We start from the raw sequence: 18,579 nt of genomic DNA on the forward strand, positions 1-18,579 counted from the left end.
TGTATGCCTGGCGGCACGGTTACCTGGCGGGGCGTAATCATAGCGGTAAATACCGCTATGATTACGATCGGCAAGCAGCCGTTCGGCGATGGTAATCAAAATGCAGCGCAGTGGTGCCGTATGTCGACCCTGCGCATCGTACTCAAAGCGAGTCAGCAGAGTAATACCGCCATTCTTGGGCGTTTCAGTCTGCATTAGAACTCACCCAACACCAAAAGCTCTCTCCCCTACCGACCTGCACCAGCCGAAGCTATTGACCGGCATGTCATAATCAAACTGTAATACTCTGGCATCATCGGAGGTGAGTTATGGTACTCACTTTGCTGGATCCTATGCGGAACCACACTTACTGCTAGCGTACCGTTCGCTTTCACCGTGATCCGCAAAAACACACCATACAAATATACTACCGCCCCACCCTGATAGTCCCTTATCTGCACCGAGCTATTCTAAGCCCAAAGACGGGATTTCCAAAGCACAGCGCCGCTACAAAGTCAGCTATGACAGAGTCCGCCACGAAAACCGTCGGAATATAGCTAATACCTGCTGTTCATCCCAGCCTGCACTTCAAGAGCAACTGGCTGGACGAAGCAGGCTTAGAGACTGGGCGCGGCGTGAAGGATGTGCTGGTTTAGTGGATTTAACGGGGATTGAATAATAAAAAGCCGGAAATATTCAATAATTCCCGGCATATAATAGCTATTTATTCTTTAATGTTGTACTAAGTACATCACGTAACATATTCTCATGACTTTCATACCATAAATCCATATCCATATTTTCGATAAAATAAGAATCATTTTTATCATTATGGCATATTATGCAATGCATCGTATTCATCACGAACCATACTATAAAATCCAATAATGCATTGACATCATTTTCATTTAGAGAACTCTTCTGGATTAAACTAGACTCAATATTTTTTATCAACTCAGTGAAAAGAAAATTATTATATATTCTATTTTCAAACAGTTCATAACAAAAAGTACCTTCAATAAGATCATTTCTATTATTCAATATTTTATCAATTATCATATTCAACATCCTGGACCTCGTCTGCCGCTTGCTTTTGCTGTCTTCGCCTCGTTTAGCGAGCCATCTAAATTAAATACACCTTTAGCTGAATTATCTTTGGCAAAAAGCTCGATATGATCTTTGTGCATACCATCAAGATAATAATAATCACCCGGTTTAACTTTTATTCCACCGACATTTGTTTTCGATGTTATTTTAAAGATTTGCTGCCCTTGATATGTTTTCCCCGTCCTTGCTGATACTGGGCCTAATACATCGCCTAGAGGAGTGCCATAAATAGGATTGTTAGATAATCCGAATGGGTCTATCCATGTGAGAGGATTCGGCGCATATGCGTAGAGATTTAACCCGCCAACCAGCCCTATCGGGTCCGGCTGGGTAAACCGCCCACACTCTGGCGCATAATACCTGAACGTATTGTAGTGAAGCCCCGTCTCCGCGTCAAAATACTGGCCCGCAAAACGCAGGTTTTGTTCGGCCGTCAGCACCGTATGCGCACTTCTGCTCTCTCTTTTTTCTCCCCACAGCGCGTAACGCGCCTCATACACCAGCTTTCCTGACTCACTGGTCATCGCTTCCGGCAGTCCGTTCAGCCCTGTGTGGTAGTAGTAAATCCTTGTCTCCGCCTGACGCGGCGTTTCCGGCTCCAGCACCCGAAAATCCAGCCTGTCCACTCGCGCCAGTGGTTCATAGCCCTCACCGTTATACACATACATGACATCCGTCATTTTGCCCGGGCTGTATTCTCCCCGCAGCCGCATACCGTCCCAGATAAAATGCACCCTTTCCGGGGCAGGATCCGCTTCATCCGGGCCAGGACATCCGTATAACCGCTTGCCTGTTCTCCGGCCAAGCAGATCGTAATCATATTCCACCCGCTGCCATCGGGAACTGGCCCTGTCCGCAAACCGCACTTCCACCATCCGATTATCGCTGTTATACCGGTAATCCTGCTGCTGCGCCTGTGCATCTGTGCGACGCTTCATTCGCCCGAAAGCATCATACTGATAACAATACCCCTGGTACTGCATCAGCTGATTATTGCGGATCGCCGGATCGCCCTCCCGCATCAGATTTCCGGCCAGATCACAGTACTGCCATACCATGATGTCCTGCTGTGCGCTCAGGATCTGTCCGGCACAGCCATACTGATATTAGATAGTAAAAAACCACCTGCATAGCAGGTGGCATTGATAACGCCCCATAGGGGCGTGCTAAGTCCAGACTCTGAGAGCCTTCCCTTCACACCTCTTTTAGTGGAAGCTGGCTCTCTTCAACTTCATGCTTTTCCTGATATTTCACATACTTTCTTATCATTTCTTCATTTATACCTACGGTATCTACGCAATAACCCCGGGCCCAAAAGTGATTTCCCCACAGCTTGTTCTTTCGCAGGTAAGGAAATTTACTGAACAAACGAAGAGCTGTTTTGCCCTTCAAATGGCCTATCACATGTGAAATGGAAAGACGCGGTGGTACTTTTACCAGTAAATGAACATGATCAACCTGCACATTCAGCTCAACTACTTCTATCCCGAGCTGTTCACTTGAGATCCTTATTTGTCTGTAGACCTCTTTGCCAACATTGTTCCTCAGGATGCGAAATCGGTACTTGGGTGTCCATACGATATGGTATTGACAACACCAAAGCACATGAGATGCTTTCTGGAATCTACTCATGGTTAAATCCTTATCAGTTATGGGGATAACAGATTCGGATTTTCCCATGAGTAGCATTTCTGGCAGTGCCAACCTGTTGCTGACCACCTCCATAGGAGGTGGTGTTTATGCAGGGATAAAAACCGGGAAAATCAGAAGATATTTCCCGGTTTATTGAAAAAACGACTTTATTTACGAATATTTAATTTCACACTTCCCGACTATATCAAAAACATGATCATAAGTACTAAGAACTATATGTTGAAGTTCGTCTTCATCTGTATTTTCTATCAAGTCAAAGCTTGAAAGAGAATATTTCTCATATGGAGAATCATCCGCTTTATATATAGACATTTTTTTGATATTACTAAACAAAAATCCAATATTAACATCAGGAGCATCTGTAATAATTGGCTTACAAGAAGACAAAGATAACGACGCTTTAATGAGAAAATTAAAAGGATAGAGTATTAATTCAGTCCCTGATAGAATTAAAGCATCTCGCCCGTAAATTAGACCATATTTTGTTTCTATTGCCGTCACATTCATGTCAGCCACAACCTCTTGTTCTTATTGATTTACCACCATCACTAGTTGAAAATCTTCGGTCAAGATTAATTTTTGACAACTCTTCTGGGGTTGCCCATCTGGATGGGATTTTAGGTACTCCAGCTTCCTTAGCTGCATACAGGCGTCTATTATCCAAACTAAATACTGAATCCTTATGTGCTCCTTGAGACAATAAACGCTCTTGAACATTTGCGGGTAAATCCCGCATCCTGACTTTTCTAATTGGCTCAACTTCATTTATATATGAAGGGTCATTTATAAGCCTATGTATTAACCCATTAACGTTTCTTCCGTCCTCAAAGACAGCATTAATACTATCTTGTGAGAATAAAACCGTTTTAGGACTAACAGGGGATAATCCCAGTGGATCAATGGATGACAGAGGATTAGGTGCATAAGCATACAGGTTTACCCCCCCCTTTAGCCCTATCGGGTCCGGCTGGGTAAACCGCCCACACTCCGGCGCATAATACCTGAACGTATTGTAGTGAAGCCCCGTCTCCGCGTCAAAATACTGTCCCGCAAAACGCAGATTTTGTTCGGCCGTCAGCACCGTATGTGCGCTTCTGCTCTCTCTTTTTTCTCCCCACAGCGCGTAACGCGCCTCATACACCAGCTTTCCTGAGACACTGGTCATCGCTTCCGGCAGTCCGTTCAGCCCTGTGTGGTAGTAGTAAATCCTTGTCTCCGCCTGACGCGGCGTTTCCGGCTCCAGCACCCGAAAATCCAGCCTGTCCACTCGCGCCAGTGGCTCATAGCCCTCACCGTTATACACATACATGACATCCGTCATTTTACCCGGGCTGTATTCTCCCCGCAGCCGCATACCGTCCCAGATAAAATGCACCCTTTCCGGGGCAGGCTCCGCTTCATCCGGGCCAGGCCACCCGTATAACCGCTTGCCTGTTCTCCGGCCAAGCAGATCGTAATCATATTCCACCCGCTGCCATCGGGAACTGGCCCTGTCCGCAAACCGTACTTCCACCATCCGGTTATCGCTGTTATACCGGTAATCCTGCCGCTGCGCCTGTGCATCTGTGCGACGCTTCATTCGTCCGAAAGCATCATACTGATAACAATACCCCTGGTACTGCATCAGCTGATTATTGCGGATCGCCGGATCGCCCTCCCGCATCAGATTTCCGGCCAGATCACAGTACTGCCATACCATGATGTCCTGCTGTGCGCTCAGGATCTGCCCGGCACAGTCATACTGGTAGTACGTGCTGCCGCTGCGGGTTTGTGCAGAGAGCAGGGCATCTGCATCCCGCGTCCGGTGCCAGTGGCTGATCAGAAAACCCCGCTGATCCCACGCATAACGTCTTTCCAGTAATGGCGTGCCATGCTGCTGCGCCATCTGTGTCAGCCGGGCCGTGATCCGCCCTGCCGCATCATATTCCGTTCGCTGTGTCAGGCTACCCTGCGTACGGCTGATTTCACGATGCAGACTGTCACGCTCAAACTCAGCCAGCACCGTCTGCTGCCCGTGCTCATCTTCCAGATTAAGCTGCTGAAGGTGACCGCTGCCGTAATACAGCCGCTTCAGTCGACGGCCATCCGGCAACTGCGTTTCCGTGCGGTTGCCAAGTTCATCATAGCGGTGCGTGAACACCCCGGCCTGGTTGTGTTCCTCCAGCAGGCTGCCATACTCGTCCGTCACCAGGCGCAGCGTCTCCTGCACGGTGACATTTTCATCCCCGCACCGTTTCTTCTGCCAGTCCTCCGCCGTAAAGCGCTGCAGGGTCAGGGTATTTTTCGCGTACTGCCAGATGACCGTGCCATCCTCGTTTTCCCTGTGCAGCACGCGTCCGGCTGCATCATACGCCAGCCGCGTTATCTGCGCAGGCACCTCCCGGCTGTACACGCCGGGCGCAGGATGGCGGGTTATTTCGGTGACGTTATCCAGGCTGTCATACCGGTACACTTCCCGGCTGCCGGTCAGATCAGAGATTTCCTCCAGCCGGGACAGACTGTCCCAGCCAAAACGGTATGCTTCATTTTTCTGGTTATATAACGCCACCAGTTGCCCGGCAGCATTATATTCAAAGCGTAGCTGGCGCTGCTGCGGATCGGTGTGTCGGATAACCTGCCCGCGCAGGTTATAGTCAAACAGACTGCTCTGCCGGGCCGGATCGGTCATGCCCGCCAGCTGCCCACGGGCATTATAACGGTAAGTGGTTTCCCCGCCGTCAGGCCGGATTTGTTTTTCCAGTCGTCCTGCCGCCGAAAATGACTGGCGGGTGCTGTTACCCTGCGCATCCGTGACGGTACTCAGCCGTCCCTGCTCATCGTAATATAGATACGTGGAATGCCCGGAGCAGTCCGTCTGGTGCGTTAACTGACCCCGGTTATTCCAGCCGTAACGGTAGCGGTTGCCCCGCGGATCCTGCACGCTGTCAATAAGTCCGGCGGCGTCGTAGTCAAAACGGGTGATCAGGCCCGCCTGATCAATGGTTTTAATACGGTCGCCAAACGTATTGTAAACATGGCGTAAAACCAGTCCCTCCGGGTATTCTTCTACCAGTGGAAAGGCAAAATCCCGATCCCATTCAACCGTATATTTCTGACCGATGGGATCGACGGCCTGAACAAGATTGCCGCGCTCATCATACTTAAACCGATACTCGCCCTGTGCAGGATCGACTGCTCTTCTGAGTTCCCGGTTTTCGCCCCATTCGTAATGCCAGACGATATCCGGCGCTGGCTGATAGCGAATAATATTGTACTGGTCATCCCATTCGTGCTCGCTGTCTGGTCTGCCATCGCCATAATGAAGCGTGGCCCTGCGTCCGCCAGGATCATAATCAAACAGGATCTCTCCGCTACGTTGTTCTCCCTCCTGCATCCAGTGCCGGAGAACATAGTAACGATCAGGCTCGCCGGAGAAAGACTGCCAGCGGTAATGCGCCTGTATACCGTCAGCCGTCTGGTGCATCGTCAGGCGCCCATGATCCGCACCCCAGGCAAAACGGCGCAGGACAACACCATCAGCATCCACCACACCAGTGAGTTGCCCCCGCGTATTATAATGATAACAAATACGCAATGCGCCCGGTCGGGCGTCTTCCTGCCGGTACTGCTGGTAGACTGCCTGCAAACGAGAATGCTGTGGGTGATACTCCAGATGCAGACAGATGGCCTGAAGATCATCCTCAATCTTTAGCAGTTGCCCCCGGTCATTATAATGATAACGGACGCCATTCAGATGGCGGTCATACTCCTGTGTCAGACGAAAGCGCCCCTCCTGCTGCGGACAGGCCTCAAAAACCTGGTATCCACCCTGTGCGCTTTCCAGCACAAATGTATCTGGCAGAGGGTGATAAAGCCGGAATCCCTCGTCCACATAGAACATGGCTCCCCCGACCGGAACATCTCCCAGTCCCAGTTCCCGGCCCGACAGGTCATGAAAATATATCTGGGCGCTGTCTCCTTGATCCAGCGCAGTAAACTCCCGATGCAGGAACACTTCAAACGGCAGGCACCACCCCAGCCCCAGTATGCCTTCGTTGCGGTTATGGCTGCTGTAGACACGCTGCCACATCACCGGAAGTAATCCGTCGCAGACAAAATCCAGCTCTTCATCACCCGCCAGGACTTTTATCCCGGAAGCAATATGTACCGGCCGGGCTGTTTGCGATGAGGCAGCCTGCCCCGAAGTCAGGGAGGATAAAACAGAAGAGAGTACTCCACCGGCCAGAATCCCCAGGGTATTACCCAGCACTGAACCGGCAATCAGGCAGGGGAGCTCCTTGGCAAAGGCTTTGGCAGATGTTCGGCATATCAATGCCTGCACCGAACTGACTAGTAATCCCCCGGTAATTAACCCGAGGTAATAGGCGAGCATATTTTTGCCGGTATGAATTTCTTTTACCACCAGGCTGCGCCCACCAATACGGACTTTTGCACCGGTCTGCACGTGGGCGATTACAGCCTCACAGGTACTGCGATCTCCATTACGGCAGGCTGGCTGGCTGTTGATACGCACGGTTTCTGAGCCTTCGGCCAGATACTGTTCAGGCCCCGGTGGATGGGGATGTTTGCTACATTTAATTGTATCCAGCAACCGGGGATCGACATGCAACGCCGGATCAGGACCATCCTCCACCGGGTTACTGATAGCCTCCCAGACCCTGCTCCAGAATCCCTGCTCATTTTCCGGGGCAGGAGGAGATTCTTCTCCCCTGAAGTAAGCCGCAATTTTTTCTCCCGCCATCTTTCCCAGAACCACGGGTAGAAACGGAATACTGGCAACCATAGCGCTTTTTACCAGAACGCCTTTCAGAAGCCGCATTCCCTTACCGTCCGGTGGATTAACAGCCTCTGCCTGCAACAGCGCCAGCAGTATGTCATCCGGAACAACGCCTGCCGCCCGCGCAGCCGGGAGGGATTTGATATGAACATTTTCTGCACCGGAGGTTATCGTTCCAGCAACATCCGGCGTAAACCAGCTGCTGACGGTGTCACCTATTTCGGAAATGACATCACTTAAAACAAATGCGGCGGCCATACCTGCAGCCAGCCCAACAGGGTTCGCTGCAGCCAAAAAAAGCGCTCCGTAGCAGACACCTTCCACCAGGCCACCAAAAAAATCGCCCCAGACAGAGGAATGCTCCAGGGGATCACCCTTTTTAGCGGCCAGGTAATCCGTTCCCATGATATTACTCCACTGAAATCTCACGCGGGGTGAAGCTGTCCACTATGTTTTGCCAGCTCAGGCAATCCTGCTCAGTGAACGAATGATTAAGCGTCCATGCCAGAGCAAGCAATGCCTGCCCGGTCTGAATGATGTGCTGCTGCTGGTAATGAACCTGTCCGGCAATCCTGGCCTCGCAGTGGAACTGGCAGATACGCTTTCCTTCATGCATCTCTGTAAACTGCAGTGCCAGGATTTGCACATCACGCGCATCATGCTTAATTTTGTCAATTTGCTCGGCGACGTAATCTTCCAGCGTTATGCTTTTCGCCAGAAGGTCCCGCGAAATCGTCAGCACAGCCTGTAAATCCGGCATACGCACAATATGCGTGGTACAGTCCCGACCCGAAGCCGGTAATGTGAGCTGACCTTCATTAAAATGATAAACTGGCATTATTTATTCTCCGGTTTCGGTGGGGGAAATTCGGCGGTGATGAACTTAGAAATCGTTGACGGCGTCAGCGGGCCTGGCTGTTCAATACCCGATTTGGCACCATCCATATTCAAATCCAGAATCTGGGCTGCGGTGAGCTGTCCCCGCTCAGACGCGTAGATATTGAAATTTTTACATGACAGGGCGACCGTACCATTGGCCAGCAACACCAACTCAGACTCGCCACATTGCAGATTAATGGCCTTTCCTGCGGCAAGATTCAGGATGCCCTGTACGGCAATGTTATGATCCCCTCCGGTCAGTGACGTGTGATTCTGTTGAACCGCCACCTGTCGTAGGCTCTCCACATGCGTGAATTGCTCAGCTTTGACGATGGTGCTCTGCACTCCCGTCACCGCTACATCCTGTCTGCCGCCTATCGTTTCGATATGGTTAACCTTTACGTCGGTGGCCCGGTTATTGAGCACTTCAGTCTTCATGTCTTTCTGCGCATGCATCGACAGCAGTTCCTGCCCGGCTTTATCCTCAAACATCAGCTCGTTATACCCGCTGCCCATATAGGTTTTTGAGCGGATAGTCATCTGAGTTTTCGTCCCCGGCAGCCCACCCGGCGGGGTATTTTCGGCATGATAGGTTCGACCCATGATGATCGGCTGATCCGGGTCGCCGTTCAGAAAATCGACGATTACCTCCTGGCCCACGCGCGGTATGGCTAAGTTTCCGAACCCCGGCCCCGCCCACGCCTGCGCCACCCGGATCCAGCATGAGCTGTCCTGGTCTGGTGGGTTATAGCGGTCCCAGTTGAATTTCACCCGCACGCGACCATGCTCGTCGCAGAAGATCTCCTCGCCTTCCGGGCCGGTGACGACCGCCGACTGTGGGCCGTCCACCGACGGCTTGGGCTGGGGAACCGGCCGCCACGTTCTGTCTGCCGGGATCACCGTAAAATCATTCTCAAGGGTGGTGCCTGCGCCGGAACGTCCTGCCACTGCCTGCGGCTGGCTCCCCTGCAAATCACTGCTCACCACCTGCCATTCCCGGTTCAGACTCGCCTGCGGATGTTCCGTCAGCGTGATACGCCGTCCCGGCCATATTGCCGGGGAACGGCTTTTCCCCTGGGCCTCTTCGGCATTATTGCGCCATCCCTCCATCTGCCAGCGGGTGAAGTTCTGCCCGTGTGCATCCTTGAAGCGTCCGGGATAGTCAAACACCTCGTACTGCGTGCGCTGGTAATCCTGATGTTCACCCTGGTGCTCAAAGCGGCCCGCCCAGCCCGGACGTTTGAAGGTGTAGTCCTTGCCGATAACAGAAGAGGGGCGTATCTGTGCGCTGTGACGGAACTGGCTGATGCACGGCGTGCTCACTTCGCTGCGGGTGTTCGGGTTCCACGGGATGTCAAACGCCTCCGGCAGAAAGCGCACCGTGTCGCACAGCACCAGGCTCTGGTCATCGCTGTCCGGTGAGTGTTCTTCGTAAAAGAACAGCCCTTCCTCCGCGGCCATCCGCGCCAGAAAGTCATAATCCGTTTCACCGTACTGCACGCAGAATTCCCTTGCCGGATGCGCCTCGCTGAACAGCGGACTCCAGTCCGTGACCCCGTTTTCCTGAAGTATCGTCCCGAGGATGCTTTTAATGTCCTCATTCTGGAAGATTCGGGAGTTATGGCGCAGCTGGGCGCGCCACAGCGGCGGACGCACTCTCATGTTGTACAGCATCTGGTGCCCGTCGTTTTCTCCCTGCTCAAACCAGGTCACAATGCCGTTCACCCGGCGCTGAATCTCCGTGCCCTGCCAGATTTTAAGGTGCGCCGGCTTTTCCAGTACCTGAGAGAAATCGATGCTGAGAAGTTGCTGGCTTGCCAGCGAGATATCGAGGGAGAAAAGTTCGGAGAAGGACTGACTCAGATGAAAGGACGTCACGACCAGCGCATCCGACGGCAGGCCGTCCACCTCCAGTGTGAAACGTAATCCTGTAGACATTAATAATTTCCCTGCATTACAGAACAATAGAAATGATGAATAAAAAAGCTGACGTTATGACACACTACCGCCGACGAATTCGCCAGAGTTAAAGACGTGGCAACAGAATAATAAGGTGCAGATATATATTTACACTTTTATTAACGCCACCAGAACCATACAAAAAACAAATGAGTATCAGTTAAAAAAACAACTACTTATCAATAACTAAATGGTGTTTAGTTGAAATTAAATATAAATCACGATGCATTATCAATGCAAAATTCCTGATAAGATTTTTGAATCAAATAAATAATAGAAACAAAAAATGATTCCGACACATTAAATAAACCGGATGGATGTTTTTATTTTTAAATAATGGAGCGCGCAGTAGAGAGGGAATAATACACAATGAATCGACATTGAAAAATAAATTTAATAAAAAACAACCAGCATAATATATCTATTAATTATTATTGATAATCAAATCATCACTGTCGCTTTGTTACCAGAAGGGAATATGGAAAATATCAGGAAAGATTAACATTACCCGCCATTGCAATCACGGGTAATGTTAATCTATAGGAAACCCATTCTTATAAAGACGATTACAAACCCTGCCCCACCTTCATCACCGCCGCAATATTGCGTGCCGCCATCCGCACATTCTCTCCCGCGTGCTCCAGCGCGTCGTCGAGAGAACAGATGCGGTACAGCACGCTAAACACCGCATCAATACCGTGCTGGTGCACCACGCCGACATCTGCCGTCAGGCTTCCGGCAATGCCAATGACCGGGATGTGGTAGCGCTTAGCCACGCGCGCCACGCCGACCGGCACTTTGCCATGAATGGTCTGGCTATCCATGCGCCCCTCGCCAGTAATCACAAGACAGGCATCGGCCACCAGCGCGTCCAGATGTAGCGCTTCCGTCACAATATCAATGCCGGGACGCAGCTTAGCACCGCAAAACGCAAACAGCGCCGCGCCCATGCCACCGGCTGCGCCGCCGCCCTCGAGCGATAATACGTCAATCCCCAAATCCTGCTTAATACAGGCGGCGTAATGCGTCAGCGCATGGTCAAGATCCGCGACCATCTCAGGCGTCGCGCCTTTTTGTGGGCCAAATACGGCTGATGCCCCTTCCTCACCGGTCAGCGGGTTGGTGACATCACAGGCTACATCAATCTGACAATCCGCCAGGCGGCTATCCAGTTCGCTGATATCAATCTTCATAAGCCCGGCCAGCGCTGCGCCACCCTGAGCGATTTGCTGATGGTCTTGCGTCAGCAATTTTGCGCCCAGCGCCTGAACCATGCCCGCCCCGCCATCATTGGTCGCACTGCCGCCCAGACCGATAATAATCCGCCTGACGCCCAGATCCAGCGCATGGCGGATCAGTTCGCCGGTGCCCCATGAGGTCGTTTTTAGTGGGTTACGTTGTGCTGGAGACAATAACTCAAGTCCGCTTGCGGCAGCCATTTCTATAAATGCGCACTGCTCATCGCCTGACACGCCGTAGAAACCCGCTACCGGCTCACCCAACGGGCCGGTTACCTCCACCGGGATCACGCGTCCGTTCGTGGCAGCGACCATCGCTTCCACCGTGCCTTCTCCACCGTCAGCCACCGGCAGCTTAACGTATTCGGCGTCGGGATAGATTTCCCGAAAACCCGCTTCAATGGCGCAGGCCACGTCGAGTGCGCTCAAGCTTTCCTTATACGAGTCCGGGGCAATCACGATTTTCATAGGCTGTCCTTATGCGAGTTGACGGCAGTGTTGTGCACACCGTGATGTGCACAACACTGCCGGTTCCCTGAGGAACCGGCATTAATCTTAGCGCACCATGCAAGGACGTTTATTATCGAACGTCCAGTTTGGGATCAAATACTGCATTCCCATAGCATCATCACGCGCACCAAGTCCGTGTTTTTTATACAGTTCATTGGCCTTCATCACCTGATCCATATCCAGCTCGACGCCGAGGCCGGGTTTATTCGGCACCTGAACCATGCCACCTTTGATTTCAAACGGCTCTTTGGTCAGACGCTGATTCCCTTCCTGCCAGATCCAGTGGGTATCGATAGCCGTGACTTTCCCCGGCGCCGCAGCGGCAACATGGGTGAACATCGCCAGCGAAATATCAAAGTGGTTGTTGGAGTGTGAGCCCCAGGTCAAGCCAAATTCATGGCACATCTGCGCGACGCGGACGGAGCCCTGCATGGTCCAGAAGTGCGGGTCGGCAAGCGGAATGTCTACCGACTGAAGCGATAGCGTGTGGCCCATCTGACGCCAGTCGGTGGCAATCATATTGGTCGCGGTTGGCAGACCTGTCGCCCGACGGAACTCGGCCATCACCTCACGCCCGGAGAAGCCCTGCTCAGCGCCACACGGATCTTCCGCATAGGCCAGGGTGCCCTTGAGATATTTACCAATGCTGATGGCTTCATTTAACGACCATGCACCGTTCGGGTCGAGCGTTACGCGCGCCTGCGGGAAACGTTTTGCCAACGCCACGATAGACTCTGCTTCTTCTTCACCAGCCAGCACGCCACCTTTAAGCTTGAAGTCATTGAAGCCGTATTTTTCATACGCGGCTTCCGCCAGACGCACCACGGCGTCCGGGGTCATCGCTTCATCATGGCGCAGGCGATACCAATCGCATTTTTCATCTGGCTGACTCTGATACGGCAGCGGCGTGGCTTTACGGTTGCCGACAAAGAACAGATAGCCAAGCATTTCCACTTCGCTACGCTGCTGACCGTCTCCCAGCAAGGACGCCACGTTCACGCCCAAATGCTGTCCCAGCAGGTCGAGCATGGCCGCTTCAATACCGGTCACAACGTGAATGGTGGTACGCAGATCAAAAGTCTGCAGACCACGGCCGCCCGCATCGCGATCGGCGAAAGTCGTGCGTACGCTGCTCAGCACATTTTTGTACTCACCAAGCGTTTTCCCGACCACCAGAGGAATAGCATCTTCCAGCGTCAGGCGAATTTTTTCGCCGCCCGGAATTTCCCCCACGCCGGTATGACCCGCGTTATCTTTGATAATCACAATATTACGCGTGAAGAACGGCGCATGCGCCCCGCTCAGATTCATTAACATACTGTCGTGACCGGCGACCGGTACGATTTGCATTGAGGTGACTACTGGCGTTGAAGTTTGCATCGTCATCTTTCAATCCTTTCATTAATTAGTTACGGCCGAAAACGGGACGTTTACGGTCAAATGTCCAGCCAGGGATTAGATACTGCATCGGTACGGCGTCGTTACGCGCGCCTGCCGGCAATCGCTTATAGGCCTCGTGAGCCTTATGTATCTGCTCCCAATCCAGCTCTACGCCCAGCCCGGGCGCGTCCGGTACGGCAATTTTGCCGTCTTTAATTTCTAATGGATTTTTGGTCAGGCGCGCGTCGCCTTCCTGCCAAATCCAGTGGGTATCAATGGCGGTTGGCGTTCCTGGCGCTGCGGCGCCCACGTGGGTAAACATGGCCAGTGAAATATCAAAGTGGTTGTTGGAGTGGCAGCCCCATGTCAGCCCCCAATCGTCGCACAGCTGCGCCACGCGCACCGCGCCGGAGAGTGTCCAGAAGTGCGGGTCAGCTAGCGGAATATCGACCGAATTAAGCATCACCGCGTGGCCCATTTCCCGCCAGTTAGTGGCAATCATATTGGTGGCGACGGGCAAACCGGTCGCCCGGCGGAACTCCGCCATCACTTCGCGGCCTGAAAAACCTTGCTCGGCGCCACACGGATCTTCCGCGTAGGTCAGCACATCGTTGAGCCCTTTACACAGTGCAATGGCTTCGTCCAGCAGCCAGGCACCGTTGGGGTCGACGGTTATCCGCGCATCCGGGAACTGTTTTTTCAGCGCCTTAGCCGTCTCAATTTCCTGCTCGCCCGGCAGCACTCCGCCTTTAAGTTTGAAATCTTTAAAGCCGTAACGATCCTGAGAGGCCTGCGCCAGATCCAACACCGCCTCACTGGTCATCGCTTGCTGGTGACGCAGGCGATACCATTCGTGGCTGCCCGGCGTACTCGCCAGATAAGGCAGATCCGTTTTCGTGCGATCGCCAATATAAAACAGGTAACCGAGCACCGTGACCGCATCGCGCTGTTTGCCAGGCCCAAGCAGTTCACAAACCGGAACGTTCAGCGCTTTGCCTAGCAGGTCGAGCAGCGCCGCTTCCAGAGCTGCCACCGCATTGACCCGCAGCTCAAACGTCCACGCCCCTTTGCCGAACGTATCGAAATCGGCGCTTTGGTTGCCTTTGTGCACGCGCTGAACCACTTTATTAAGACGCGCGACTTCTTGCCCTAATACCATCGGAATGGCGTCGACCAGCGTCTGGTAAATCACCTCGCCGCCGGGCGCCTCACCTACGCCGGTATTCCCGGCATTATCGGTCAGCACCACAATATTGCGGGTAAACCAGGCGTTATGCGCGCCGCCGATATTCATCAGCATGCTGTCGTGTCCGGCGACGGGAATCACCTTCATATCGGTAATAATCGGGCTTGCCTGCATACTCATGATGAGGCTCCTGTCACCGGTTTCAGCTCTACGCGTTTAATATCGCCGACCAGCACCAGGTAGCTTAAAATCGCCACCAGCGCATGGATACCAACATAAATCAGCGCGCCGTTGAAAGAGCCGGTAGTTCCGACAATGTAGCCGATAGCAATAGGCGTCACGATACCGGAGATGTTACCGAACATATTGAACAGACCGCCGGATAGACCGCTAATCTCTTTCGGTGCGGTATCCGCCATCACCGCCCAGCCCAGCGCGCCGATGCCTTTACCGAAGAACGCCATGGCCATAAATCCAATGATCATCCATTCGACGTTCACATAGTTGCAGAACACCATCACCATCGACAGCAGCATGCCCAGTACGATAGGGGTTTTGCGCGCAATGTTGAGCGAGCCGGTACGGCGCATTAACCAGTCGGAGATAATCCCGCCCAGCACGCCGCCCGCGAAGCCGCAGATAGCCGGAACCGATGCGACAAAACCGGCTTTCAGAATCGACATTCCTCGCGCCTGTACCAGATAGACCGGGAACCAGGTAATGAAGAAGTAAGTTAAGGCGTTAATACAGTACTGGCCGATATAAATCCCGATCATCATACGGGAGCCCAGCAGCTGTTTAATCTGCCCCCACTTCTGGCTAAACGGCACCTTAGTGACCGTGCCTTTCTGATCCATATTGATAAGCGCACCACCGGCGGCGATGTACTCCAGCTCCTGCTTATTGACGCCAGGGTGTTGGTTAGGCTCATGGATAACTTTCAGCCAGACAAAGCTGATGATAATGCCCAGTCCGCCCATAAAGAAGAAGACATGCGACCAGCCTACGGCATGGGTCAGCCAACCCATAATTGGCGCGAAAATAACGGTGGCGAAGTATTGTGCGGAGTTAAAGATAGCCACTGCCGTTCCCCTTTCCTGCGCCGGGAACCAGGCGGCGACGATGCGGCTATTACCCGGGAAGGAAGGTGATTCGGCAAGACCGACCAAAAAGCGCAGCGTAAAGAGGGCAATAATGATGCCAAAGCCGCTGAAGATATCGACAAAGCCCTGTAGCAGGGTAAATGCGGACCAGATTAAGATTGACCAGAAATAGACGCGTTTTGAACCAAAACGGTCAAGCAGCCAGCCGCCCGGGATCTGGCCGATAACATAGGCCCATGAAAACGCGGAGAAAACGTAACCCATCCCCACCGCGTCAAGCCCGATATCTCTGGCCATTTCCGAACCGGCTATCGAGAGCGTCGCGCGGTCGCCGTAGTTGAATGACGTGACGATAAACAACATCACCACTATCCAGTAGCGAGCATTAGTCCGTTTTTCAACGGCGCTCGCCGAATGACTTAATGAACTCATTGTTGTACTCCTGAAATATAGCTTTTCGCTACATCTATTCTGAACAGCACAACCTGTAGGGTAATCAGAATGACGTATTTGTGTTTTTAGCAGTCAGTCATGATGCGACTGCTTTTTTTGTTACTGGCAGGGAAAGTATAAAAAGAGGAGGTTTGAGACTCACCGTTCAAACGCACATTATTTTAGTGGTTTTTACCGGTGTTTTTCGACATATGTCCAGGGTACTGGGCAATGGCTCACGGAAATTGAAACGGTCACCAGTTATTAACCCTTTGGAGAAAGAACGTGAATGCGCTCACTTGACGTTGTGGAAACGCCCGGGAAAAAGTCATAGGAAGAAGCGCATTACAGGCATAAGCCCGAAGGGAAAGCGAGGATGGCCTGGTATGATAAACCGTCGTTGTTGCAACGGACTGGCTATCAGCAAGAGCAAGGAGGCCCTCTGCGTAGGGAGAGGGCTACCCTGTTATTTAAGCAACGTCGCCCACTGCATAACCCACGGATTCGACACGCTTTCCGGCTCCGGGTCTTCAGAGGCATCAATCATCAGCATCTCACCGATGCGCTGCGCGCCCTGTTCTTGGAGCAGCGTATCAAATCGCTTACCGCCGCCGCAGAAATTGGCGTAGGTACTATCACCCAGCGCAATGATGCCGTAGCGTAAATGCGGTTGATACATATCCTGAAGATCCTTGAACAGCGGCATAATACTGTCTGGCAAATCCCCCTGCCCGGTTGTGGAAGTCACCACCAGAACGTACTTCCCGGTGTAGCTTTCCCAATCGGCCACCAGCGGATCTTCAAATACTTTTGCCTGATGACCGAGGCCCGCAAGAATAGTTTGCGCCTCTTCTGCCACCAGTAACGAATTGCCGTACATGGTACCAACAAAAATCCCGATTTCAGCCATGATTTAACTCCCTGTTTACTTCTGGATAGCTTCATCCTGACCGCAGTCGGCAACAAACTCAACCCTTTCATTTAAAGGGAGAAGCCCGCGCCAGCCGAAATGTGATAAAGCCTGCATCCAGACATCGTCAAGCCCGGCACGAATGACCAGCGGTTCACCGGTAAACGGGTGAGTTAACGAGAGCTGGCTGGCGTGCAGCATCAGCCGGTTACAGCCAAAATGCTCGGCCGCGCTGCGGTTCTGGCGTAAATCACCATGTTTGGTGTCACCGATCATCGGATGATTCAGGTGACGCATGTGGCGGCGAAGCTGATGTTTGCGACCCGTTTTCGGCTCCATCTCCACAAGCCCATAGCGCGTTGTCAGATAACGACCGGTTGCCACCGGCATTTCAACGGTCGCCAGGCCACGATAATGGGTTACCGCAGGCTGTGCTTCTTTGTTTTCGCGCGCAAATTTATCGGCGATTTTATCCAGTTCTTCCACCAGCGGATAATCCAGCACGGCTTCGTCGGTAAGCCAGCCGCGCACAACCGCGTGATAGCGTTTTTGGATAAGATGTTGCTCAAACTGTTGCGATAGGCGGCGGCCCGCCTCGCTTGAAAGGCCCATTAGCAGGACGCCCGAAGTGGGACGGTCGAGGCGATGGGCGGTAAACACATGCTGACCAATCTGGTCGCGCACCGTCTGCATCACCACCACTTTTTCATCGCGATCGAGCCAACTGCGGTGAACCAGCCAACCCGATGGCTTATTGACCGCCACCAGCCATTCATCCTGGTAGATAATTTCCAGCATCAGGTGGCTTCGCCGACAAAGAGGGTATCGAGCGCGGCGAGCGGCGGCAAAATGATTTCCCGCAGCGGATGAGCGGCATCCAGCGCCATTTCATAATACGGCGCGATGGCAAAATCTTTTGGCAGCGGCATTTCGCTATCCAGCAATTGGTGCATACGGGGGATCAGCACCCACTGTAACCATTCAAGCGGTTCCATGGTGTCCATGAAGAACGGTTGATCGCTGGCAAAGGCGCTGTCGTGCGGCGCCGTTTCCTGCCAGTGCTGGTGTTGACGGAGCAGAGCTTCAATATGCAGGAGTTGATCGCGTAGGCGTTCGTTGTGTGTCATGGAAACCTCAGAGGAAACAAAATCGGGCGCAGGATACCACTACTACTTAGCAGGAAACAAAAAAAGGGAGCACTGTAAAAACAGTGCTCCCGGTTCGTTTCGCAGCAATCCAGCTACTTTTGGTGCTCCCTGCTCGTCCGTGACAACTTTTCCTGTGGTCTCCTGACCTGTTCATCCATAAACGGTTGCTTCCTGCATCACACCACCCCGATGTGATTTCACCCAATCCTTGAGTGTGTCCCGATCTTCCTGATCCACCAGATATCCTGTCTGGCTCTCGTTCTCCGTCCTGGAGGTGTCCTTTAACGCGTTCCTGCGTGATCCTGCGCTTCATCCTGA

General features: G+C 52.5%; 14 protein-coding genes. 1 reads left to right on the plus strand and 13 read right to left on the minus strand.

Translation table 11 applies throughout. From position 1 onward, the window contains the following. Positions 1-57: 57 nt before the first annotated feature. On the plus strand, positions 58-198 hold the full coding sequence (locus tag ACIPDS_RS06415; protein WP_400733886.1) for a hypothetical protein: 141 nt from the start codon (positions 58-60) through the stop codon (positions 196-198). An 842-nt stretch (positions 199-1,040) separates the two neighbouring features. Here the strand turns inward: ACIPDS_RS06415 and ACIPDS_RS06420 are convergent. The 13 genes from ACIPDS_RS06420 to ACIPDS_RS06480 form a co-directional block, all read right to left on the minus strand. After that, entirely contained in the window at positions 1,041-2,144 is a 1,104-nt protein-coding gene (locus tag ACIPDS_RS06420) for an RHS repeat domain-containing protein (protein WP_400733889.1), read from the minus strand. 136 nt (positions 2,145-2,280) lie between these two features. Then, positions 2,281-2,718, minus strand: coding sequence for an IS200/IS605 family transposase (gene tnpA, locus ACIPDS_RS06425; RefSeq protein ID WP_368287447.1), 438 nt, complete (start codon positions 2,716-2,718; stop codon positions 2,281-2,283). A 171-nt stretch (positions 2,719-2,889) separates the two neighbouring features. Further along, complete coding sequence (locus tag ACIPDS_RS06430; RefSeq protein WP_400734701.1) at positions 2,890-3,246, minus strand: hypothetical protein; 357 nt, start codon at positions 3,244-3,246, stop codon at positions 2,890-2,892. Position 3,247: 1 nt separating this feature from the next. Next, entirely contained in the window at positions 3,248-7,921 is a 4,674-nt protein-coding gene (locus tag ACIPDS_RS06435) for an RHS repeat-associated core domain-containing protein (protein ID WP_400733892.1), read from the minus strand. Between the two features lie 4 nt (positions 7,922-7,925). Further along, positions 7,926-8,354, minus strand: a complete 429-nt coding sequence (locus ACIPDS_RS06440; protein ID WP_400733895.1) for a DcrB-related protein — start codon at positions 8,352-8,354, stop codon at positions 7,926-7,928. Continuing rightward, the gene (locus ACIPDS_RS06445) at positions 8,354-10,333 is read right to left on the minus strand and encodes a type VI secretion system tip protein VgrG (protein WP_400733898.1); all 1,980 of its coding nucleotides are present in this window, start codon (positions 10,331-10,333) and stop codon (positions 8,354-8,356) included. The genes ACIPDS_RS06440 and ACIPDS_RS06445 overlap by 1 nt, the downstream gene beginning before the upstream one ends. A 587-nt stretch (positions 10,334-10,920) precedes the next feature. Further along, entirely contained in the window at positions 10,921-12,060 is a 1,140-nt protein-coding gene (locus tag ACIPDS_RS06450; protein ID WP_400733901.1) for a glycerate kinase, read from the minus strand. An 87-nt stretch (positions 12,061-12,147) separates the two neighbouring features. Continuing rightward, entirely contained in the window at positions 12,148-13,488 is a 1,341-nt protein-coding gene (gudD, locus tag ACIPDS_RS06455) for a glucarate dehydratase (RefSeq protein WP_166515762.1), read from the minus strand. Positions 13,489-13,507: 19 nt separating this feature from the next. Beyond that, the gene (locus tag ACIPDS_RS06460; RefSeq protein ID WP_400733906.1) at positions 13,508-14,848 is read right to left on the minus strand and encodes an enolase C-terminal domain-like protein; all 1,341 of its coding nucleotides are present in this window, start codon (positions 14,846-14,848) and stop codon (positions 13,508-13,510) included. Beyond that, positions 14,845-16,203 (minus strand): MFS transporter, encoded by a 1,359-nt coding sequence (locus ACIPDS_RS06465; protein ID WP_166515760.1) that lies wholly within the window; start codon positions 16,201-16,203, stop codon positions 14,845-14,847. Before ACIPDS_RS06465 ends, ACIPDS_RS06460 begins: the two co-directional genes overlap by 4 nt. Before the next feature lie 466 nt (positions 16,204-16,669). After that, a complete protein-coding gene (locus tag ACIPDS_RS06470) occupies positions 16,670-17,113 on the minus strand; it encodes a flavodoxin (protein WP_166515759.1) in 444 nt (147 codons plus the stop codon). A 15-nt stretch (positions 17,114-17,128) separates the two neighbouring features. Beyond that, positions 17,129-17,911, minus strand: coding sequence for a tRNA pseudouridine(65) synthase TruC (truC, locus tag ACIPDS_RS06475; RefSeq protein WP_400733911.1), 783 nt, complete (start codon positions 17,909-17,911; stop codon positions 17,129-17,131). Then, positions 17,911-18,240 carry a YqcC family protein gene (locus tag ACIPDS_RS06480; RefSeq protein WP_400733914.1) on the minus strand — a complete coding sequence of 110 codons (330 nt, stop codon included), beginning with the start codon at positions 18,238-18,240 and terminating at the stop codon, positions 17,911-17,913. The genes truC and ACIPDS_RS06480 overlap by 1 nt, the downstream gene beginning before the upstream one ends. Positions 18,241-18,579 lie beyond the last annotated feature (339 nt).

This window comes from Kluyvera sp. NPDC087067 (assembly GCF_044745165.1).
GTDB lineage: Bacteria > Pseudomonadota > Gammaproteobacteria > Enterobacterales > Enterobacteriaceae > Kluyvera.

Bases quoted from the DNA above. Each gene is read 5' to 3' on its own strand.
- ACIPDS_RS06445 (WP_400733898.1), bottom strand. From the start codon at position 10,333: ATGTCTACAGGATTACGTTTCACACTGGAGGTGGACGGCCTGCCGTCG.
- ACIPDS_RS06480 (WP_400733914.1), bottom strand. From the start codon at position 18,240: ATGACACACAACGAACGCCTACGCGATCAACTCCTGCATATTGAAGCT.
- ACIPDS_RS06450 (WP_400733901.1), bottom strand. From the start codon at position 12,060: ATGAAAATCGTGATTGCCCCGGACTCGTATAAGGAAAGCTTGAGCGCA.
- gudD (WP_166515762.1), bottom strand. From the start codon at position 13,488: ATGACGATGCAAACTTCAACGCCAGTAGTCACCTCAATGCAAATCGTA.
- ACIPDS_RS06435 (WP_400733892.1), bottom strand. From the start codon at position 7,921: ATGGGAACGGATTACCTGGCCGCTAAAAAGGGTGATCCCCTGGAGCAT.
- ACIPDS_RS06430 (WP_400734701.1), bottom strand. From the start codon at position 3,246: ATGAATGTGACGGCAATAGAAACAAAATATGGTCTAATTTACGGGCGA.
- tnpA (WP_368287447.1), bottom strand. From the start codon at position 2,718: ATGAGTAGATTCCAGAAAGCATCTCATGTGCTTTGGTGTTGTCAATAC.
- ACIPDS_RS06420 (WP_400733889.1), bottom strand. From the start codon at position 2,144: ATGGTATGGCAGTACTGTGATCTGGCCGGAAATCTGATGCGGGAGGGC.
- ACIPDS_RS06465 (WP_166515760.1), bottom strand. From the start codon at position 16,203: ATGAGTTCATTAAGTCATTCGGCGAGCGCCGTTGAAAAACGGACTAAT.
- ACIPDS_RS06415 (WP_400733886.1), top strand. From the start codon at position 58: ATGATTACGATCGGCAAGCAGCCGTTCGGCGATGGTAATCAAAATGCA.
- ACIPDS_RS06440 (WP_400733895.1), bottom strand. From the start codon at position 8,354: ATGCCAGTTTATCATTTTAATGAAGGTCAGCTCACATTACCGGCTTCG.
- ACIPDS_RS06460 (WP_400733906.1), bottom strand. From the start codon at position 14,848: ATGAGTATGCAGGCAAGCCCGATTATTACCGATATGAAGGTGATTCCC.
- truC (WP_400733911.1), bottom strand. From the start codon at position 17,911: ATGCTGGAAATTATCTACCAGGATGAATGGCTGGTGGCGGTCAATAAG.
- ACIPDS_RS06470 (WP_166515759.1), bottom strand. From the start codon at position 17,113: ATGGCTGAAATCGGGATTTTTGTTGGTACCATGTACGGCAATTCGTTA.